Origin of the sequence: Tsukamurella soli, from assembly GCF_039541155.1 — a bacterium.
Lineage (GTDB): Bacteria > Actinomycetota > Actinomycetes > Mycobacteriales > Mycobacteriaceae > Tsukamurella > Tsukamurella soli.
The window spans coordinates 1-3,901 of record NZ_BAABFR010000190.1 but is presented as its reverse complement, the minus strand read 5'-3'; the positions used below and the strand labels follow the sequence as shown (position 1 = coordinate 3,901).

Below are 3,901 nucleotides of genomic sequence, written 5' to 3'. Positions count from 1 at the left end.
CGACCAGCCGCTGCGGCGCACCCCGCGCGGCGAGGCGCGCGGCGACCCTGCCGCCCAGGCGTCCCGTCGCTCCCGTGACGGCGATCGGTGCGGTCATATCTCCTCCTTCGGCGCGTTTTCTTCCTTAGGCGCGTTTCCTCCTTAGGCGCGTTTCCTCCTTAGGCGCGGAGCCGACCACCCCCGGAGCGCGTTCGAAACCCGGATCCGCCCACGACACGGCCTCGTTCACGCCTCGAACAGCCCGCGGACATCGTCCACCGTCATCCCGGCGATGTCGGCGTTCTCGCCGCCCACCACCTGCTCGAACAGCGCGGCCTTGCGTTCCTTGAGCTCCATCACCTTGACCTCGATGGTGTCGGTGGCCACCAGGCGGTAGACATTCACCGACCGGGTCTGGCCGATCCGGTGCGCACGATCGACGGCCTGCGCCTCGACGGCGGGGTTCCACCACGGGTCGAGCACGAAGACGTAGTCGGCCTCGGTGAGCGTCAGTCCTGTGCCGCCGGCCTTGAGGCTGATGAGGAATGCCGGTGCGTCCCCGTCTCGGAAGCTCGCTATGCGGGCCGGCCGGTCGCGGGTGCGGCCGTCGAGGTACACCCAGCCGATCCCCGCGGCGTCGAGGCCCGTCTTGACCCGGGCCAGATACCTGGTGAACTGGCTGAATACGAGCGCGCGGTGACCCTCGGCGGCCAGCTCGGTGAGGTGCTCCACCAGGGCGTCGATCTTCGCGGAGCCGACGGCGTCGTACTCGGCGTCCACCAACGCGGGGTCGAGGCTCATCATCCGCAGTCGGGTGATGGCCGCGAAGATCTGGACGCGGTTGCGGTCGAAGTCGTCGACCAGCCCCAGCACGTTCTGTCGTTCCCGCTGGAGGTATGTGTCGTAGATCTGCCGGTGTGCGCGGCCGAGCGGCACCTCGAGCACCTGTTCCTGCTTGGGCGGCAGGTCGGCGGCCACCAGCTCCTTGGTGCGGCGCAGCAGGAACGGCCGGATGCGCCGGCGCAGGCGCTGCAGGGCCACCTGGTCGCCCTCCTTCTCGACCGGCCGCGCGACCAGATCGGTGAACTGCTGCGCCCGCGGGTACAGGCCCGGTGCCACCACGGACAGCAGCGACCACAGTTCCATCAGCCGGTTCTCGAACGGCGTGCCGGTGATCGCGAGCCGGAACGGCGCGGGCAGGTCCCGCACCGCCTGATACGTCTTGCCCTGCCGATTCTTGATCGCCTGCGCCTCGTCCAGGATCAGCCCACCCCACCGCCGGGCGTAGTACGCGTCCGACTCGAGCCGGAACAGCGTGTAGCTCGTGACCAGTACGTCGGCACCGTCGGCGAGTTCGCGGAGCGACGTGCCCCGGCGACCGGCGAGCGCGGTCACCGCCCGCACCGTGAGTCCCGGCGTGTGCGTGGCCGCCTCCCGGGTCCAGGCGTCGACCACGCTGGTCGGCGCGACCACCAGGAACGTGCCCGCGCCGGCGACTCGCGCGTGCGCGATCAGCGCGAGTGTCTGCACCGTCTTTCCCAGACCCATGTCGTCGGCCAGGACCCCGCCGAGGCCGGCGTCCCACAGGTACGCCAGCCAGCGGAAACCTGTCAGCTGATACTCACGGAGGGTGCTCACGACGCCGGTGGGCTCGATCTCGGGCAGGCCGTCGAACTCCTGCAGCTTCCGAGCGGCGGCCACCCAATCCGCGGCGCGGGCGTCCACGGTGCCCAGATCGTCCAGCGCGGCCCACGTCCCGAGATCGCCGCGGCCCACCCGCAGGCGATCGCGTGCACCGCGGTCGTGCAGTTGCGCGGCAGCCTCCACCAGATCCGCGAGCCGCTCGAACTCGGGGATGTCGGTGCGCAGGTAGCGCCCGCTCGGCAGCAGCAGGAACGGCTCGTGCATGGTGAGCGCGGCGAGCACGGTGGGCAGCGGCACCGACTCCCCCGCGACATCGATGCGCACCTGCAGGTCCAACCAGTCGGTATCGGCGGCGGTCTCGTCGCCGATCAGGTCGAAGGTCAGCTCGGGTGGCTCCTGCACCTCCTCGTAGGTGGTCTGGTCGCCCGTCTCATGCACCTCGACCCGCTCCCGCAGGTCGGGCAGCACCGTGCCCGCGAAGATCACCACCTCGAATCCCCGCAGCTGCCGGCGCGGCATCAGCCCGGCCGCATCGGTCAGCAGCTCCCGCGCGAACTCGTCGAGGTCGAGTGCCGCGAGCAGCGCCCGCTCGGTATCGAGCAGCCGTACGTCCCCCATGCCGTCCCGGCTGGTCAGCGCGAAGATCCGGTCCCGATCGCCGGCCCGGTAGCGCCACTGCCAGTCGAGCGCCGCTCGGTCGTGCCCCTGCCACTCCACCAGGAGCGCGAGCCGCGGGGGCTCCGGCGTCGCGAACGTGACGGTGCCGTCCGTCGAGCCGACCGGCAGTGCACGCGCGAGGCGCGGCAGATAGTTCTCGGCCAGCTTCTCGCGGTCGGCGACCGGCACCGTCAGGTACCCCGCGTCGGCGACGATGTCGCTCACGACCTCCGGCAACCGGTGATGGAGCCGAACCAGCTGCAGCACCGAGCGGCCCGGCCGCTGCCCGGGTGACAGCACGCCGACCCCGTGCGCGGGCCGGCCGATCGGGACCAGGTCCTCGCCGGAGACGAACCGGCCCTCGAGGTCGACGCCCAGTGCGATCCGGACGTCGCCCTGTCCGTCGGTCGCAGCGTCCGCTCGCAGCTCGACGGTGCCGTCCACCAGTTCGACGCCGTCGAGGGCGCCCCCTCCTACCACCTGTACTCCGCAGTCGATGACGTAGTTCAGCGCCGCCCAGAACGCCGGCCCGGCCTCGCGGAGCGTCGGCGCGGCACTCGCGTAGTAGTACCCCGGATCCTGGAGCGAGTTCTTCAGCGCCGCGAGGGCCGCCACCGCGACGTCGTCGTAACGGTCGTCGAACCGCGCACCGACGTCCCGCCAGGAGATCCCCGACTTGACCCACTTCCCGCTCTTTCCGCGGCGGACCACCCGCATGGCGATCCGGTCCGTCGGATCTGCAAAGCCTCGCTTGTCCGGCGTCACCGTCTCGAACTGCAACGCGATCGGCATGGGCGCGTGTTCGGGCGCCGACGGTGTCCCGAGGTCGGCGAGCAGCGCGTCGAGCCCCGCCTGCCACTGCGGCCGCCGGTCGGCCACGCCGGCGTTCGTTCCCAGGCCCATCAGGCTCAGCGCGAGGGCGGCCCCGTGCAGACAGTCCTCTTCGGCCGGGCATGTGCAGTCCGACGTGAGCACCAGCCCGTGACCGTCCCAGAACAGATCGAGTACCACGTGAACCGGAGGCGGGCCGGGAACGGTGGTCTCCACGACGAGGAGGTCGGTTCCCACCTCCTGGTAGGTCACGCTGACGATCACACGACTGAGCGCAAAGCCCTGCAGAGTGGTCTGCGCGCCGAAGTCTCGCAGGATCACTTCGCGAGTGAGTTCGTCGACCAGTCGGTGCATGCGGTTCATGCTGCCACGGGGGTACGACACCTGGCGTCGACGCCGGGCCGTGCGCAGCCGGCGCCGCTCGTGCCTGTCGTCCACATCACGTCACACCGACTCTCGCCGCCGAGCGCTACCACAACTACCGGGATTACGCTGGAAAACCATGGAAGCAGAACTGTTTCTCGTAGGCGGCCGGGTGGCCGCCGAGGGCCCCGCCCAGGCATGGCACGGAACGGTGCTGTCGCGGCGCACGGACGGCGTGCTGCGCGTCCGATTCGACGACGGCGAGGTGGCGCTGCTCGAGCCTCGACTCCTCGTTCCGCGTCCGCCGCGAGCTACCATCCCCACCATCCGCCGAGCCGCCGCGGACGGCCGGGTGATCCCGTTCCGGCGCCGCAGCATCCTACGGCGGCTGGCCGCGCGGCGGGCCGCCCGGCGCAGCCACCGCGCG

At 71.1% G+C, this 3,901-nt stretch carries 2 protein-coding genes; one reads left to right on the top strand and one right to left on the bottom strand.

Features of this window, described 5'->3' with window-relative positions; genetic code table 11:
- Nucleotides 1-225: 225 nt before the first annotated feature.
- Nucleotides 226-3,465, bottom strand: coding sequence for an SNF2-related protein (locus tag ABD908_RS26715; RefSeq protein WP_345001841.1), 3,240 nt, complete (start codon nucleotides 3,463-3,465; stop codon nucleotides 226-228).
- Between the two features lie 148 nt (nucleotides 3,466-3,613).
- Here ABD908_RS26715 and ABD908_RS26710 point away from each other — a divergent pair.
- A partial coding sequence (locus tag ABD908_RS26710) for a hypothetical protein (RefSeq protein ID WP_345001839.1) occupies nucleotides 3,614-3,901 on the top strand: 288 nt, incomplete at its 3' end.

Coding starts and splice junctions, on each gene's coding strand:
- ABD908_RS26715 (WP_345001841.1), bottom strand. CDS start 3,465: ATGCACCGACTGGTCGACGAACTCACTCGCGAAGTGATCCTGCGAGAC.